Annotated in this window: 11 protein-coding genes; all 11 read right to left on the bottom strand. The window is 62.3% G+C overall.

What is annotated here, in order from left to right:
• Nucleotides 1-238 precede the first annotated feature (238 nt).
• The 11 genes from tilS to rseP all read right to left on the bottom strand — a co-directional run bounded on the left by tilS (nucleotide 239) and on the right by rseP (nucleotide 14,907).
• Complete coding sequence (gene tilS / locus ACFY9W_RS11850) at nucleotides 239-1,522, bottom strand: tRNA lysidine(34) synthetase TilS (protein WP_391130102.1); 1,284 nt, start codon at nucleotides 1,520-1,522, stop codon at nucleotides 239-241.
• Between the two features lie 152 nt (nucleotides 1,523-1,674).
• Nucleotides 1,675-2,622, bottom strand: a complete 948-nt coding sequence (locus ACFY9W_RS11855) for an acetyl-CoA carboxylase carboxyltransferase subunit alpha (RefSeq protein ID WP_391130105.1) — start codon at nucleotides 2,620-2,622, stop codon at nucleotides 1,675-1,677.
• Nucleotides 2,623-2,728: 106 nt separating this feature from the next.
• Nucleotides 2,729-6,253 carry a DNA polymerase III subunit alpha gene (gene dnaE, locus ACFY9W_RS11860; RefSeq protein ID WP_391130108.1) on the bottom strand — a complete coding sequence of 1,175 codons (3,525 nt, stop codon included), beginning with the start codon at nucleotides 6,251-6,253 and terminating at the stop codon, nucleotides 2,729-2,731.
• Nucleotides 6,254-6,425: 172 nt separating this feature from the next.
• The gene (gene rnhB / locus ACFY9W_RS11865) at nucleotides 6,426-7,049 is read right to left on the bottom strand and encodes a ribonuclease HII (RefSeq protein ID WP_391130111.1); all 624 of its coding nucleotides are present in this window, start codon (nucleotides 7,047-7,049) and stop codon (nucleotides 6,426-6,428) included.
• Nucleotide 7,050: 1 nt separating this feature from the next.
• Nucleotides 7,051-8,178, bottom strand: a complete 1,128-nt coding sequence (gene lpxB, locus ACFY9W_RS11870) for a lipid-A-disaccharide synthase (protein ID WP_391130114.1) — start codon at nucleotides 8,176-8,178, stop codon at nucleotides 7,051-7,053.
• A 1-nt stretch (nucleotide 8,179) separates the two neighbouring features.
• Nucleotides 8,180-8,956, bottom strand: coding sequence for an acyl-ACP--UDP-N-acetylglucosamine O-acyltransferase (lpxA, locus tag ACFY9W_RS11875; protein ID WP_391130117.1), 777 nt, complete (start codon nucleotides 8,954-8,956; stop codon nucleotides 8,180-8,182).
• Nucleotides 8,953-9,393 carry a 3-hydroxyacyl-ACP dehydratase FabZ gene (gene fabZ, locus ACFY9W_RS11880; protein ID WP_125465208.1) on the bottom strand — a complete coding sequence of 147 codons (441 nt, stop codon included), beginning with the start codon at nucleotides 9,391-9,393 and terminating at the stop codon, nucleotides 8,953-8,955. Before fabZ ends, lpxA begins: the two co-directional genes overlap by 4 nt.
• A gap of 113 nt (nucleotides 9,394-9,506) precedes the next feature.
• Nucleotides 9,507-10,562, bottom strand: a complete 1,056-nt coding sequence (gene lpxD / locus ACFY9W_RS11885; protein ID WP_391130120.1) for a UDP-3-O-(3-hydroxymyristoyl)glucosamine N-acyltransferase — start codon at nucleotides 10,560-10,562, stop codon at nucleotides 9,507-9,509.
• Nucleotide 10,563: 1 nt separating this feature from the next.
• On the bottom strand, nucleotides 10,564-11,067 hold the full coding sequence (locus ACFY9W_RS11890) for an OmpH family outer membrane protein (protein WP_012270843.1): 504 nt from the start codon (nucleotides 11,065-11,067) through the stop codon (nucleotides 10,564-10,566).
• Nucleotides 11,068-11,111: 44 nt separating this feature from the next.
• Nucleotides 11,112-13,481: an outer membrane protein assembly factor BamA gene (gene bamA, locus ACFY9W_RS11895; RefSeq protein ID WP_391130123.1), complete on the bottom strand. Its 2,370-nt coding sequence runs from the start codon at nucleotides 13,479-13,481 to the stop codon at nucleotides 11,112-11,114.
• Nucleotides 13,482-13,554: 73 nt separating this feature from the next.
• Nucleotides 13,555-14,907: an RIP metalloprotease RseP gene (gene rseP / locus ACFY9W_RS11900; protein ID WP_391130127.1), complete on the bottom strand. Its 1,353-nt coding sequence runs from the start codon at nucleotides 14,905-14,907 to the stop codon at nucleotides 13,555-13,557.
• Between the last annotated feature and the right edge of the window lie 31 nt (nucleotides 14,908-14,938).

Raw genomic sequence — 14,938 nt, forward strand, 5'->3', positions numbered from 1 at the left:
CTGGGCCGCCGGAGAAAGCGAAGGAAGGCCGAAGCCCCCGATCACCGGCGTCAATCACAGTGCATCTCAAAAAACTGCCGCGTCTGTACAGACCAGGGTTATCCCCGGCATGGAGCTCGCTCGTCATTTTCAGAATCAGCCCAGCAAAAAACTGCTTGGTAATCGGCAACTGCTGTGTTTTCGCGGAACCCACAGAAGTTGTATCAAGAAGGGAGGGTAGTCTACCGGAATGTACCCTTCAGCTCAAACCTTGTGCGCTCGTCGGCAATTGCCAATGCAGCTGGCAACCAGCCTGTACCAGCCCGGGCAGGTTGGCCACCGCCAGCAGGCGCTCGCCCTGGTACAACAGCGGCAGGCGCGGGCGCAGGAAATGCGGCACCTGTTGCTCGTTGAGCAGGCGCTTGAGGTCGCGTCGGCCGCGGCCGGCAAGCTCGACAACTTCGCCGCCCTGGCGGTAGGCAATGCGCAACCCGCCCAGCGCTGCTGCGCCAACAAGACGCACGCTGCCGTTGCCGGGCAGTTGCAAAGGCAGGCTTGTATCGACCCAGGCCAGTTGACCAGCGGGCAGCTGCAGCCAGTCGCCACTCAACCACCAGATACGCCCGTGGCTGCGCAGCAGGTGCCCATCGGCCAACCGCCAGACCGGCTGGGCATCGGCGCCGGCATCACGCAGGTCCGCCCAACCAGCCCAATGCCGGGTGTCGGGCAGGCGGGTGCGCTGGCTCAGCCAGTATTGCAGGGCATTGCGCTGACGGGCCGGCGACAGGGCCGTCAGGGCGGCCAGGTCGAGGGAGTCCAGCCCCGGCCAAGCGACGGGCGCCCCCTCCCCTGCAAGCGCCAGGTCGGCCTGTGCCAGCTCGTCCAGCAGGCCCAGTGCCTCGCCCAGATGATCTGCGGCCCGGGCGAAGTTCTGGGTGGCCTGCGGCCAACGCTGCTGCAAGCGCGGGAACACGTCGCTGCGCAGGTAATTGCGGGCAAATTGTGTGTCGGCGTTTGACGGGTCTTCGATCCAGCGCAGCCCGTGGACCTTGGCGTAGCCCTGCAACTGTTGCCGGGAACAGCCCAGCAACGGCCTGGCCAGGCGCCCCTGCCCCAATGCCCGCTGCCCCGGCATGGCAGCCAAACCGCGCAGGCCGGCGCCGCGTAGCAGGCGGAACAGCAGGGTCTCGGCCTGGTCGTCGCGGTGCTGGCCGGTGAACAGGATATCGCCTGGGCCGAGGGCTTGCCTGAAGGCGTCATAGCGGGCATCACGAGCGGCCTGTTCAAGGCTGGCGCCGGGGCTGACCTGAACGTGGATGACCTGGAGTTCGATGCCTAGGTCGTCGCAGATGGCTTGGCAGTGGGCAGGCCAGGCATCAGCGGCGGGTTGCAGGCCGTGGTGGATGTGGATGGCGCGCAGAGGGGGTGAGGCGTGGTTGCGGGCGTGGTCGGCCAGCAGGTGCAGGAGGACGGTGGAATCGAGGCCGCCGGAGAAGGCAATGTACCAGGTCGGTGCGTTGAGCCAGGGGGTGAGGTTGATCATCTGCTCCTCACTTGGCTTGAGATTGCCGGGGGGGCTTTGCACCCCATTCGCCGGCAAGCCAGGCTCCCACAACGATCAGCGTCAACGCGGACAATGTGGGAGCTGGCTTGCCGGCGAATGGGCCGCAAAGCGGCCCCCGGGCCCAATCAAAATCAGAGACCGTAGCTCATCAGGCGCTCGTAACGGCGGGCCAGCAGCGCGTCGTTATCGAACTTGCCGAGCATGTCCAGCTGCTGCACGAGGTCAGCACGGATGCTTTCCGACATCTTGGCCGGGTCACGGTGGGCGCCGCCCAGCGGCTCCGGGATGACCTTGTCGACAATGTTCAGGCTCTTCAGGCGATCGGCAGTAATGCCCATGGCCTCGGCCGCGTCAGCTGCCTTGTCGGCAGTCTTCCACAGGATCGAAGCGCAGCCTTCCGGCGAGATCACCGAGTAGGTGGAGTACTGCAGCATGTTCAGCTGGTCGCACACACCAATGGCCAGTGCACCACCGGAACCACCTTCGCCAATCACAGTGGCGATGATCGGGGTTTTCAGGCGTGCCATCACCCGCAGGTTCCAGGCAATGGCCTCGCTCTGGTTGCGCTCTTCGGCGTCGATACCCGGGTAGGCACCCGGGGTGTCGATGAAGGTCAGGATCGGCATCTTGAAGCGCTCGGCCATTTCCATCAGGCGGCAAGCCTTGCGGTAGCCTTCCGGGCGCGGCATGCCGAAGTTGCGGCGGACCTTCTCGCGCACTTCACGGCCCTTCTGGTGGCCGATGACCATGACCGGCTTGCCGTCCAGGCGTGCGGTACCGCCCACGATGGCGGCGTCGTCGGAGAAGTGGCGGTCACCGTGGAGCTCTTCGAACTCGGTGAAGATGTGCTCCAGGTAGTCCAGGGTGTAAGGACGACGCGGGTGACGGGCCAGGCGGGCGATCTGCCAGCTGGTCAGGTTGCCGAAGATGCTTTCGGTCAGGGTGTTGCTCTTGTCTTGCAGACGGGCAATTTCATCGCTGATGTTCAGCGAGTTGTCGTTGCCTACCAGGCGCAGGCCTTCGATCTTGGCTTGCAGGTCGGCAATCGGCTGTTCGAAATCGAGAAAATTCGGGTTCATAGTCATCCGTCTTGGGTCTACGGCCAGGCGGCCGGCCGGTTGATCCGTTTGGCGCCCTACCTTAAGGGATCAGGCGCATTCAGGTCGAGATTAAATTTTTGTCGGTTCAACGATATTGCAGGAAGACGTTCTCACGGCCGAACTGGTCACGCAGCGCCTGAATCAGCCCATCGGCCGGGTCGATCGACCACTGCTCACCGAACTGCAGCATGGCCTTGGCGTCGCTGCCGGTGTATTCCAGGGTGATCGGGCAAGCACCGCGATGGCGTGTAATCAGTTCACCCAGCCACTTCAGGCGGTCGCCCTTGAGCGCTTCGTGTGCCACCTTCAGGCGCAGGCTTTCGGCCAGCTTGGTACGTGCGTCTTCCATGGTCATCACTTGCTTCACCCGCAGGCGCAGGCCACCGGAGAAGTCGTCGTTGCTGACCTCGCCCTCCACTACCACCATGGCATCGTTCTGCAGCAAGGACTGTGCCGCGATGTAGGCATCGGCAAACAGCGAGGCCTCGATGCGCCCGGAGCGATCATCCAGGGTAACGAAGCCCATCTTGTCGCCCTTCTTGTTCTTCATCACCCGCAGCGCAATGATCATGCCGGCGATGGTCTGGGTTTCGCGTGACGGCTTGAGGTCGATGATGCGCTGGCGGGCAAAACGGCGGATCTCGGTCTCGTACTCGTCGATCGGGTGACCGGTGAGGTACAAGCCCAGGGTGTCCTTCTCGCCCTTCAGGCGCTCCTTCAGGGTCAGTTCGCGCACCTTGCGGTGGTTGGCGTAAACATCGACATCCACAGCGTCGAACATGCTGCCGAACAGGTCGACGTGGCCACTGTCAGCGGTATGCGCGGCCTGCTCGGCGGCCTTGATGGCTTCGCCCAGCGCCGAGAGCAAGGTCGCCCGGTTGATGTCGATGTTGGCCTGGTAGGCCTTGATCTCGTCATGGAAATGCGGGCCCAGGCGGTCAAGTGCGCCGCTGCGCACCAGCGCATCGAGGGTACGTTTGTTGACCCGCTTGAGGTCGATGCGTTCACAGAAATCGAACAGGTCCTTGAACGGCCCGCCCTGGGCACGGGCTTCGACAATGGCCTCCACCGGGCCTTCGCCGACGCCCTTGATCGCGCCCAGGCCGTAGACGATACGGCCATCGTTGTTCACGGTGAACTTGAAGTCGGAGAAGTTCACGTCCGGCGCGTCGAGGCGCAGCTTCATGCTGCGTACTTCCTCGACCAGCACCACCACCTTGTCGGTGTTGTGCATGTCCGCCGACAGTACCGCGGCCATGAACGGCGCCGGGTAGTGGGTTTTCAGCCAGGCGGTCTGGTACGACACCAGGCCATAGGCAGCGGAGTGGGATTTGTTGAAGCCGTAGCCTGCGAACTTCTCTACCAGGTCGAAGATGTTACCGGCCAGGTCCGCGTCGATATTGTTGGCGACGCAACCCTCGATGAAACCGCCGCGCTGCTTGGCCATTTCCTCGGGCTTTTTCTTACCCATTGCCCGGCGCAGCATGTCGGCGCCGCCCAGGGTATAGCCCGCCATGACCTGGGCAATCTGCATCACCTGTTCCTGGTACAGGATGATGCCGTAGGTCGGTGCCAGTACCGGCTTGAGGCCTTCATACTGGTAGTCGGAGTGGGGGTAAGCCAGCTCGGCGCGGCCGTGCTTGCGGTTGATGAAGTCGTCCACCATGCCCGATTGCAGCGGGCCGGGGCGGAACAGCGCCACCAGTGCGATCAGGTCTTCCAGGCAGTCGGGCTTGAGCTTCTTGATCAGCTCCTTCATGCCACGCGATTCAAGCTGGAACACCGCCGTGGTCTCGGCCTTCTGCAGCAGCTCGTAGGTCTTGCGGTCGTCCAGCGGGATGAAGTCGATGTTGAGGTCGGGCAGGTTGTTCTTGGCCTGCTCGCGGTTGATGATCTCCATCGCCCACTTGATGATGGTGAGCGTACGCAGGCCGAGGAAGTCGAACTTCACCAGGCCGGCCGCCTCGACGTCATCCTTGTCGAACTGGGTTACCAGGCCGCCGCCCTCTTCGTCACAGGCGATCGGCGAGAAGTCGGTAAGCTTGGTCGGGGCGATAACCACGCCACCGGCGTGCTTGCCGGTACCCCGGGTCACACCTTCCAGCTTCAGGGCCATGTCCCAGATTTCGCGGGCGTCTTCGTCACCCTTGAGGAAGTCGCGCAGGATTTCTTCCTGCTCGTAGGCTTTCTCCAGGGTCATGCCCACTTCGAACGGGATCATCTTCGACAGGCGGTCGGCCAGGCCGTAGGACTTGCCCTGCACCCGCGCCACGTCACGCACCACCGCCTTGGCGGCCATGGTGCCGAAGGTGATGATCTGGCTCACCGCGTTGCGGCCATAGGCCTCGGCCACGTAGTCGATCACCCGGTCACGGCCGTCCATGCAGAAGTCGACGTCGAAGTCGGGCATGGAAACACGTTCAGGGTTGAGGAAGCGCTCGAACAGCAGGTCATAGGCCAGCGGGTCGAGGTCGGTGATCTTCAGCACGTAGGCCACAAGCGAACCGGCACCCGAACCACGCCCCGGGCCTACCGGCACGTCGTTGTTCTTGGCCCACTTGATGAAGTCCATAACGATCAGGAAGTAACCGGGGAAGCCCATCTGGATGATGATGTCCAGCTCGAACTTCAGGCGGTCCAGGTAGACCTGGCGCTTTTCTTCGTAGTTGGGCGTGGTGTCTTTCGGCCACAGCACCGCCAGGCGCTCTTCCAGGCCTTCGTGGGACACATGCCGCAGGTAGTCGTCGATGCCCATGCCGTTGGGCGTGGGGAAGTCGGGCAGGAAATACTTGCCCAGCTGTACCTGGATGTTGCAGCGCTTGGCGATCTCGACGGTGTTGGCAATGGCGTCGGGCAGGTCGCTGAACAGCTCGGCCATTTCCTCGGCCGACTTCAGGTACTGCTGGTCGCTGTAGCCACGCGGGCGGCGCGGGTCGTCGAGGGTCCAGCCCTCGCCGATGCACACGCGGGTTTCGTGAGCGTCGAAGTCGGCTTGCTTGACGAAACGCACGTCGTTGGTGGCCACCAGCGGTGCGCCGAATTTGTCGGCCAGCGCTACCGCCGCGTGCACGTACTCTTCGTCCCGGGCACGGTTGGTGCGCTGCACTTCGACGTAGAAGCGCTCGGGGAACATGCCCATCCAGTCTTGCAGCAGGGACTGGGCTTCATCGTCCCGGCCGGCCAGCAAGGCCATGCCGATGTCGCCTTCCTTGCCTGCTGACAGGGCAATCAGGCCCTCGCTGGCAGGGGCGATCCATTCACGCTGGAGGATCACCAGGCCATTGCGCTGGCCGTCGGTCCAGCCCCGCGAAATCAACTCGGTGAGGTTGCGGTAGCCCGTTGGGTTCATGGCCAGGAAGCAGATACGCGACAACGGCGCTTCCGGGTCGGCACCGGCCAGCCACAGGTCGGCACCGCAGATCGGCTTGATGCCGGCGCCCATGGCAGTCTTGTAGAACTTCACCAGCGAGCACATGTTGCTCTGGTCGGTGATCGCCACCGCCGGCATGTTCATCCCCGCCAGCGCCTTGGCCAGCGGCTTGATCCGCACCAGGCCGTCGACCAGCGAGAATTCGGAGTGGACGCGCAGGTGAACGAAGGGAACCGACATGGAAGATCCTGTAGCAGTGGCGAACGACAAGGGCGGGATTGTAGCTTAATTGCGCGGGGGTTTTGGGGCTGCTTCGCAGCCCTTCGCGGGCATGCCCGCTCCCACAAGAGGATAGCGTTGTACCTGTGGGAGCGGGCGTGCCCGCGAAGGGCCGCATAGCGGCCCCAGTTCATCAGATTAACGAGTCGGTGATGCCTTCGCGTGCTTCCCAGGCCGCCCGCACCGGGGCAAAGGAACGCCGATGAATGGGCGTCGGCCCAAGCCGCGCAAGGGCTTCAAGGTGCACCGGGGTCGGGTAGCCCTTGTGCCCACCCATGCCATAGCCAGGGTAGATCAGCTCGAAGGCGCTCATCTCGCGGTCACGGGTCACCTTGGCCAGGATCGAAGCAGCCGCGATGGCCGGCACCTGGCTATCGCCTTTGACCACCGGCGACGCCGGCACGGCCAGCTTGGGGCAGCGGTTGCCATCGATCAAGGCCAGCTTTGGCGTAATGTGCAGGCCCTCCACTGCACGCTGCATGGCCAGCATGGTGGCCTGCAAGATGTTCAGGCGGTCGATTTCCTCGACCTCGGCGCGGGCGATGCAGAAGCTCAAGGCCTTTTCGCAGATCTCGTCGAACAACGCCTCGCGCTTGGCTTCGGTGAGTTTCTTCGAATCGTTCAGGCCGAGGATCGGGCGTGCGGGATCAAGGATCACCGCCGCCGTGACCACTGCGCCGCACAGCGGGCCGCGGCCCACTTCGTCAACGCCGGCAACCAGGTCTTCGACCAGGTTGAAGTCCAGTCCAATTTGCATGTCAGCGGTCCTTGAGCAAGGCCAGTATCGCTTGCGCCGCCTGGTTGGAGGCGTCACGGCGCAGGGTGCGATGAATTTCGTCGAAACGTTCGGTCTGCTGGCTGCCATCGCGCACGAGCGGGGCAAGGGTGTTGGCCAAGGCTTCGCTGGTAGCCGCGTCTTGCAGCAACTCGGGCACCAGCTCGCGCTGGGCAAGCAGGTTAGGCAAGGACACGTAGGGGCTCTTCACCAGGCGTTTGAGGATCCAGTAGGTCAACGGCGCAAGGCGGTAGGCCACCACCATTGGACGCTTGTACAACAGCGCCTCCAGGGTGGCAGTGCCCGACGCGATCAGCACTGCGTCACAGGCCGCCAGGGCCTGGTGAGACTGGCCGTCTAGCAGGGTCAATGGCAATTCACGCCCTTCGAGCATCTGCTCGACCTGGGCGTGCCGTGCGGCGTTGGCGCATGGCAGCACGAAGCGCACGCCTGGCACTTGCTGGCGCAAATGCTCGGCGGCATCGAGGAACAACGCCCCCAGGCGCCCTACTTCGCCTCCCCGGCTGCCCGGCATCAGGGCCACCACCGGCCCCTCGCCCAGCCCTAGCGCTGCACGTGCGGCCGGGCGGTCTGCCTCAAGCGGGATGGTGTCGGCCAGCGGGTGACCGACAAAGCGCACCGGCACACCCTGCTCTTCGTAGAACCGCGCCTCGAACGGCAGCAGTGTCAGCATCAGGTCGCAGCCTTCGCGAATTTTCAGCACGCGCTTTTGCCGCCAGGCCCAGACCGACGGGCTGACGTAGTGCACGGTCTTGATCCCGACCTGACGCAGTTTCAGTTCAATGTTGAGGGTGAAGTCCGGGGCGTCGATGCCGATGAAGACATCCGGCTTTTCGTCGATCAGCGTCTGGATAAGCAGCTTGCGGCGCTTGAGCAGCTCGCGCAGGCGCCCCAGCACTTCGACCAGGCCCATGACGGCCAGGCGCTCCATGGGAAAGTACGATTGCAGGCCCTCGGCTTCCATCAGCGGGCCGCCAACGCCAATGAAACGTACGTCGGGGTGACGGGCCCTGAGGGCACGCATCAAGCCTGAGCCCAGAATATCGCCGCTGGCCTCACCTGCGACCAAGGCTACGCAAAGCTGGACCATGTCAGCGGGTGATGCCGCGGGCGGAGTTCACGATCGACTGACGGAACAGTTCGACCTCAGGGTGTTGCGCGGCCATTTCGGCCAGTTCCTTGAGCGCGTCTTCGACGGTCAGACCCTGACGGTAGACAATCTTGTAGCAACGACGCAGCACGTGGATCACTTCGTCGCTGAAACCGCGGCGGCGCATGCCCTCGAAGTTCATGCTGCGGGCTTCGGCCGGGCTGCCGAACACGGTGACGAAAGCCGGGACGTCCTTGCCGATTGCCGTGCCCATGCCGGAAAACGCGTGGGCGCCGATATGGCAGTACTGGTGCACCAGGGTGTAGCCGGACAGGATCGCCCAGTCACCCACGTGCACATGGCCGGCCAGCGCCGTGTTGTTGACCAGGATACAGTGGTTGCCAATGACGCTGTCGTGACCAATGTGGGCATAGGCCATGATCAGGTTGTGGTCACCCACGGTGGTTTCCGCACGGTCCTGAACGGTACCGCGGTGAATGGTCACCCCTTCCCGGAACACATTGTGGTCGCCAATCACCAGGCGCGTCGGTTCACCCTTGTACTTGAGGTCCGGGGTGTCTTCACCGATAGAGGAAAACTGGAAGATCCGGTTGTGCTTGCCGATGCGGGTCGGGCCTTTGAGCACAACATGCGGGCCGATAACCGTGCCCTCCCCGATTTCCACATCGGGGCCAACAATCGACCAAGGGCCGACCTCGACGCCATCGGCCAGCTTGGCCGACGGGTCGATAATGGCCCGAGGGTCAATCGAATTCATAGGGACTGTTCCGCGCAAGTGATTTCTGCCGAGCAGACGGCCTTGCCGTCAACCAGTGCACGGCATTCGAACTTCCAGATCATGCGCTTGCGGCTGATGAATTTGGCTTCCAGCACCAGCTGGTCGCCCGGCAGTACCGGCTGGCGGAAGCGCAGCTTGTCGGAACCGACAAAGTAGTACAGGGTGCCATCAGCCGGCTTGGCGTCGAGCATCTTGAAACCGAGAATCCCGGCCGCCTGGGCCATTGCCTCGATGATCAGCACGCCCGGCATGATCGGGTGCGCCGGGAAATGGCCGTTGAAGAACGGCTCGTTGATGCTGACATTCTTGTAGGCACGAATGCTCTGGGCCTCGAAGTCCAGATCCGTCACCCGGTCCACCAGCAGGAACGGGTAACGGTGAGGCAGGTATTCGCGAATCTCGTTGATGTCCATCATTTCGGGGGGGAAGCCTGTAATAAGAATAGGGAGCGCAGGTGCTGACCACACGCTCCTTTTGCAATCCAAAGAGGAGCCACTAGCGACTGTTCACTCTTGCTCAGGGAATGGTATCAGCCTTCTGATGTCGGCAGGCCACCTGAGGTCACGGTATCGACGCGTTTTTCCAGCTGCTGGAGACGCTTGGCCATGTCATCGAGCTGACGGATACGCGCAGCGCTCTTGCGCCAGTCAGCCAATGGCTGCATGGCTGTGCCGGATGAATAGGAACCGGGTTCGGTGATCGAACGGGTTACCATGGTCATCCCGGAAACAAATACGTTATCGCAAATATCAATGTGCCCTACCAGGCCTACGCCGCCGGCCAGCATGCAATGCTTGCCGATGCGCGTACTGCCGGAAATGCCCACGCAAGCGGCCATGGCCGTGTGGTCACCGATCTGCACGTTGTGGGCGATCTGGATCTGGTTGTCGAGTTTTACCCCGTCACCGATCCGCGTGTCGGACAGCGCGCCACGGTCTACGGCTGTATTGACACCGATTTCCACGTCATCACCAATGGTGACGCCGCCAATCTGGGCGATCTTGCGCCAGATGCCTTTCTCATTGGCAAAGCCGAAGCCTTCGCCGCCGATCACGGCACCCGACTGGATGACCACGCGCTTGCCGATGGTGACGTCGTGATACAAGGTCACCCGCGGCGCCAGCCAACCGCCTTCGCCTACAACGCAACGCGCACCGATGAAGCAATGTGCGCCGATGCTGACATCAGCCTCGATGCGCGCACCGCTTTCGACAACCGCGAACGGCCCGATACTGGCGCTGGCGTGCACCTGCGCGTCCTCAGCCACCACGGCGCTGGGATGGATTCCCGCCACAGCCTTGGGTTTAGGGTCGAACAGGTGGGAAATACGCGCATACGCCTGGTATGGGTCGGCCACGATCAGGGCATTGCCAGCGAAACTTTCGGCATCCGTAGCCTTGAGCAATACCGCACCCGCCTGGCAGTTATCCAGGTATTTGCGGTACTGCGGGTTGGCGAGGAAGCTCAATTGACCGGGGCCTGCCTCCTGCAAGGTGGCCAGCCCGGTAATCTGCAACGCCTCGGGCCCCTTGAGGGTGGCACCGAGGGCCTCGGCCAGCTGGCCTAGCGTCATGGTCACACTCATATCAACGGGCTTGGTTCATGCGCTCGATGACCTGGCGGGTGATGTCGTACTGAGGTTTGACATCGATGACCGCACCACGCTCGAGGACCAGGTCGAAACCGCCCTTCTTGATCACTTCCTCGACGGCGCCATCCAGCTTCGGCTTCAGCTGCTTGAGCATGTCGCGGTCGGCAACGGCCTTGGCTTCGTTCAGCTCCTTGGACTGGAACTGGAAGTCACGGGCCTTTTGCTTGAATTCCAGCTCCAGGCGCTCACGCTCCTGCTGCTGCATCTTGTCGCCGCCCTTGATCAGGCGATCCTGGATGCCCTTGGCGCTGCTTTCCAGGCTTTTCAGCTTGGTCAGTTGCGGGCCGAATTTTTTCTCGGCATCGACCGCGTACTTCTTGGCGGCATCCGATTCAAGCAGGGCCATCTGATAGTTCAGCACGGCAACTTTCATTTCGGCGAACGCCGGGGTGGCGACAAGCGCCGCGGCCACTACGGCCAGTTGAGCCAATTTACGCACGATGCACTCCTGGATAAACCGTTGTCATTAAGCAGGGGCCGACCTTAGAAGGTCTGGCCCAGAGAGAATTGGAACACCTGGGTATCGGCATCGTCCGGCTTCTTGATTGGCATTGCCAGGCTGAAGCTAAGCGGGCCCAGTGCGGTAATCCAGGTCACGCCCAGACCGACCGAGCTGGCCATGCCCGAGAAACCGACCTTCTGGCAATCAGGCTTGCTGCCGCAATTGGTGTCGAACACGTTACCCACATCCCAGAACACGGAAGTGCGCAGCGAGCGCTGGTCCTTGACGAACGGCAGCGGGAACAGTAACTCGACACCACCCTGGACCAACACGTTACCACCGAACGGCAGCGGGTCCTGGTCCGGGTCACGAATGGTGCCCGGCTTACCGTTACCGCTAGGATCCTCTGCCCCAATGCTCGGGGTGCTACGAGGGCCCAGACTGCTGTCCTTGAAGCCGCGGACAGAGTTGAAACCGCCCGCGAAGTAGTTCTCGTAGAACGGCAGCCCCGAGGTGCTGCCGTAACCATCACCGTAGCCCAGCTCGGTATGCAGGCGCAGGGTGTAATCATTGTTGATCGGCTGGAACAGCTGGCCACGGTAGTCGAGCTTGAAGAACGACAAGTCGCTGCCCGGAATCGTGGATTCCAGGGTCAGGCTTTGCGAGTGACCACGGGTCGCCAGCACGCCCTTGTTCAGGGTCGACTCGGACCAGCCGATCGAAGCCTTGAAGTTGAGGAAGTTGTCGCCTTCCTGGTCGAGGAAGTCGAAGATCTCGTTAACGGTGTACTTGCCGGTCTTGATCTTGTCCTGCTGCACACTCAGGCCATAGGTCAGGCGCGAGGTTTCGCTGATCGGGTAACCCAGACTGACGCCGGCACCCAAGCTGTCCACCGCATAGCTGGCCACGTCGACGTCGAGGTCGTCGTAGTCGGTGCTGCGGTAGAACGCGTTGTAGCCCAGGCTGACGCCATCGGCAGTGAAGTAGGGATCGACGAAGCCGAAGTTGTAGCGGGTCTGGTATTCCGAACGGGTCAGGCCGACCGACACCTTGTTACCGGTACCCAGGAAGTTGCTCTGGCTGATCGAACCACCCAGGATCAGGCCCGCGCTCTGGGCGAAGCCGACGCTGGCGGTGATCGAACCGGATGCCTGCTCTTCAACGCTGTAGTTGACGTCAACCTGGTCGTCGGTGCCTGGCACCGCTGGGGTCTCGACGTTGACTTCCTTGAAGAAGCCCAGGCGCTCCAGACGGGTCTTGGACTGGTCGATCAGGTAGGTCGACGCCCAGCCGCCTTCCATCTGGCGCATTTCGCGACGCAGTACTTCGTCTTCGGTCTTGGTGTTGCCGCGGTAGTTGATGCGGTTCACGTAGGCACGCTTGCCCGGGTCGACCACGAACATGATGTCGACCGTATGGTCCTGGTCGTTCGGCTGTGGCACGCCGTTGACGTTGGCGAAGGTATAGCCTTCGTTACCCAGGCGACGGGTGATCAGCTCGGACGTGGTGGTCATCACCTTGCGCGAGAATACCTGGCCCGGCTGCACCAGCAGCAGCGACTTGACCTGGTCTTCCGGCACTTTCAGGTCACCGGACAGCTTCACGTCACGAACGGTGTACTTCTCGCCTTCGTTGATGTTGACGGTGATGTACACGTGTTTCTTGTCTGGCGTGATGGACACCTGGGTAGAGGCGATGTCCATGTTGATGTAGCCGCGGTCCAGGTAGTAGGAACGCAGGCGCTCCAGGTCACCGGACAGTTTTTCGCGGGCGTACTTGTCATCGTTCTTGAAGAACGACAGCCAGTTGGTGGTCTTCAGCTCGAACAGCTGCCCCAGGGTTTCATCGTCGAACACGTTGTTGCCAACGATGTTGATGTGCTGGATGGCAGCGACGGTGCCTTCGTTGATCTTGATCTTCAGCGCCACGCGGTTGCGCGGCTGCGGCACCACTTCGGCGTCGACCTCGGCCGAGTAGCGGCCCTGGGCCACGTACTGGCGCTGCAGTTCGTTACGCACGCCTTCGAGCGTGGCACGCTGGAAGATCTCGCCTTCGGCCAGGCCCGACTGTTTCAGGCCTTTCATCAGGTCTTCGGTGCTGATCGCCTTGTTGCCTTCGATCTCGATACTCGACACCGACGGGCGCTCGACCACGTTGATGATCAGCACATTGCCATCGCGGTTCAACTGGATGTCCTGGAAGAACCCGGTCTTGAACAGGGAACGCGTCGAGTCCACCAGGCGGCGGTCATCGGCCTGATCGCCGACGTTCAGCGGCAAGGCACCGAAGACACTGCCGGCGGAAACCCGCTGCAGGCCGTTGACGCGAATATCGGAGATGGTGAAGGACTCGGCGTGAACTTCAGCGATCATCAGTGCGGACATGACCGCAGTTAGCAGCAGACGTTTCATGAAGTCCTTTTATTCCAACTGGCAATAAACAACCCGCCGCAAGAAGACGGCAGGTTCGCAATTGAGCGAAGCTTTATAGTCGACCCAGATCGTTGATCAGGGCGAGCAACATCACCCCTACGACCAAACTGATACCGATCTGGACCCCCCAACCTTGCACCCGATCCGACAGCGGACGACCGCGCGCCCACTCGACCAGATAAAACAGCAAATGCCCCCCATCCAGTACAGGAATGGGCAGCAGGTTAAGAACCCCCAGGCTAATGCTCAGGTAGGCCAGGAAATTCAGGAAATCCCCCACGCCGGACTGGGCTGAAGCGCCCGCCACTTTAGCAATGGTTATCGGTCCACTCAAGTTTTTTACCGAGAGCTCCCCGAACAGCATTTTCTTCAGCGATTCAAGGGTCAGCACACTCATGTTCCAAGTGCGGGACAAGCCCTCGCCTACCGCGTCCAACGGGCCATAGCTCACCTCACGGAGCATGCTGGCAGGCCATTCGCCACCTTTTACCCCTGCCCCCAGATAGCCACCGACCGCCTTGCCCTCACCCTTGCGGGCCAGGGTCACCGGCACGTCCAGTGCGACACCGTCGCGCTGCAGATGCACCATCACCCGGGCATCCGGCCGGGCACGCACATGGTCAACCACTTGCTGCCATTCGCTCACCGCCATGCCATCGAGGGCCAGCAGCTTGTCACCGGTCTTCAGGCCCGCAGCAGCAGCCGGCCCCTTGGGGTCGATCTCGGCCAGCACCGGCGTAATCGCCGGGCGCCAAGGGTGCAGCCCCAGCGACTGGATCGGGTCCGGCTCATCGGCGCCCTTCAGCCAGCTGTCCAGCTTGACCTGCAGCTGCCGCTCGGCAGTAGCGCCCTCGTCGAGCACGCCAACCTGCAAGGTGCCACTCTCACCCAAACGACGCACCAGCTGCAGGTTGACCGCAGACCAACCGTTGGTCGGCTTGCCGTCGATAGAGACGATTTCCTGACCTGCGGTCAGGCCCGCCGATGCTGCCAGGCTGCCACTATCGACCGCACCGATTACCGGGCGTAGCTGCTGGGTACCGAGCATGGCCAGCAGCCAGAAGAACAGGATGGCCAGGAGGAAGTTGGCGATCGGACCGGCAGCAACAATTGCAATACGCTGGCGCACCGACTTGCGGTTGAACGACTGATCAGCCAGCGCTGGCGGCACATCGCCCTCGCGCTCGTCGAGCATCTTCACGTAGCCACCCAGCGGGATCGCTGCAACCACGAACTCTGTGCCGTGGCGGTCATGCCAGCGCAGCAGCGGCATGCCGAAGCCCACCGAGAAGCGCAGCACCTTGACGCCACAGCGGCGCGCCACCCAGAAGTGGCCGAATTCGTGGAAGGTGACCAGCACACCCAAGGCCACGAGGGTGCCGATAATCATGTAGAGCGCTGTCATGTCCATCTCCGAATGATGTTCAGCGGGCCGG

Origin of the sequence: Pseudomonas sp. NPDC008258, from assembly GCF_042956345.1 — a bacterium.
In the GTDB taxonomy this organism is placed as follows: domain Bacteria; phylum Pseudomonadota; class Gammaproteobacteria; order Pseudomonadales; family Pseudomonadaceae; genus Aquipseudomonas.